Origin of the sequence: Micromonospora sp. NPDC048843 (assembly GCF_040649965.1) — a bacterium.
Lineage (GTDB): Bacteria > Actinomycetota > Actinomycetes > Mycobacteriales > Micromonosporaceae > Micromonospora > Micromonospora hortensis.
This window is the reverse complement of the sequence record NZ_JBEZGJ010000391.1, coordinates 1-1,088: the sequence shown is the minus strand read 5'-3', so window position 1 is coordinate 1,088 and position 1,088 is coordinate 1. Positions and strand designations below refer to the sequence as shown.

2 protein-coding genes are annotated in these 1,088 nt (G+C 67.8%); one reads left to right on the top strand and one right to left on the bottom strand.

Features of this window, described 5'->3' with window-relative positions:
- Window positions 1-402 (bottom strand): MlaD family protein (locus tag AB0C20_RS36330; protein ID WP_357569737.1); only part of this gene is annotated, 402 nt, incomplete at its 3' end.
- A gap of 129 nt (window positions 403-531) precedes the next feature.
- Between AB0C20_RS36330 and AB0C20_RS36325 the strand changes: the two genes are divergently transcribed.
- Window positions 532-1,088: hypothetical protein (locus AB0C20_RS36325; protein WP_357569736.1), on the top strand; the 557-nt coding region annotated here is incomplete at its 3' end.

Here is a 1,088-nt window from a genome sequence, read left to right as displayed (position 1 = left end):
CGCGGCCAGCACCGGTTCGACCTGGGTGTCATCGCCCTCGATCAGCGCCACCATACTGGCGCTGAACTGGTTGATCGCCTCCGGGGAGATGGTGGCCAGCACCGGTTTCAAACCGTTGAACATGCTGGTCACATCGAAGGACGGCACGGTGTGGTCGATGCCTACGGTGCGCCCGCCCGGCAGCCGGGCCCCGGGTTTCGGTTCCTGCTGCAGATCGACGTAGCGCTGGCCGGTGAGGTTCTGATATCGGATGGCCAGATGTGAGTTGTCGTAGACCGGGGCATTCGTCTTCAGCGACAACCGGACTCGCGCCAGGGCGCCGTCGAGGGAGATGCCCTCGACCTTGCCGACCTGGACACCGAACTGGCGCACATCGTCGCCGACCTTGAGCCCGTTGGCCACCGGTTGGGTGCGCGATATTCGCGAGATTCCCTACGATCCCCAGCTGGCGCGCGGAGAACTGGTGCGCCACAACGCACTCGACGCCGAAACGCAGAGGGCGTACCGGCAACTGCTGACGGGGATGGCATCATGACGGCGGCCATGAAGGAACCTCGTCCATCCGAAAACCCTCCTGCGGCAGGCGTTGTCGCCCCGCCGGAGTCTCGTCGTGCCCTCATCTGGGACCGCCCGGTTCCCGGCGCCGGCAGGGCTCCGCTGGTGTGGTTGCTGGGGGTGCACGGTGGCGCCGGAGCCAGTACCCTCGCGCATGTGCTTGCGCCTGCGGCGGATTCGCACCGGCGCTGGCCCGGTGTGTTCGAACGTGAATCACCTTTCGTGGTGCTGGTCGCCCGGGAGACCATCGCCGGTCTGACGCGTGGCCACGATCTGCTGCGCCAGCATCGGGCCGGGCTGGCGGGCCCGAGTGAGGTGCTGGGCCTGGTGACCGTCGCGGTGCGGCCGGGCCGGATCCCGGCCGAGATCCGCCGCTATCGCGATGTGGTCGGCGCGCTGGCCGGGCAGGTGTGGCAGTTGCCCTGGATCGAGGAATGGACGTTGGTCGAGCCCGACCAGCTGCCGGTGTGGTCACCCGGTGACCCGGCACCGCAGCAGCGAAAGCGCAAACTCGATCCGCAGCAAGAGGTTCC